This window comes from Desulfamplus magnetovallimortis (genome assembly GCF_900170035.1).
Lineage (GTDB): Bacteria > Desulfobacterota > Desulfobacteria > Desulfobacterales > Desulfobacteraceae > Desulfamplus > Desulfamplus magnetovallimortis.
Genome location: NZ_LT828646.1, coordinates 1 through 519, shown reverse-complemented (window position 1 = coordinate 519; position 519 = coordinate 1). Strand labels below are relative to the sequence as shown.

Below are 519 nucleotides of genomic sequence, written 5' to 3'. Positions count from 1 at the left end.
TACCCGACGTCAATGGATAGAGGCGACCATTGGGGCACAGGAGAGGACACTTCTGACCGGGCTTCAAATCGGCATCTTCGATGCGTTCCCGTTTGGCGCCGGGAAATGCATCAGCTCCGTTACGGCCATGTCCTTTTCCAGCAGGGGGTGTCGGCTCATCGTCACTATCTGTGATATGTTCAGACAATTTTTCCTCTTCCGCCCCGGATGGGGAATCATCGGAACGGGTATCGTCCGATGGTGCCCCTTTCTCTTTCCCGTTGCCGGTGTCGTTTGTTGGCGAGGATTTACCACTGTTCTCAGGATCATCCTTGAACAGTTTTTTTCGTTTTTCGGTTTTAATGCCGAAGATCCGTTTGAGGAGGCGCTTGATGGAGATATCTTTCTGCTGAAGCGATTCATTGAGGGTGACAATCACCTCAAGCATAGCCTGAAGGTCTTCATAGTCCTTGTCACAAAGGGATTTTGTCTGAAGCCTTTGGTAGAGTTCCTCTATCTCCTTCATACTCAGCGCTATTG

At 50.3% G+C, this 519-nt stretch carries 1 pseudogene; it reads right to left on the bottom strand.

What is annotated here, in order from left to right:
- Positions 1-519 (bottom strand): annotated as a pseudogene (locus MTBBW1_RS28945) (hypothetical protein); the annotation flags it as partial.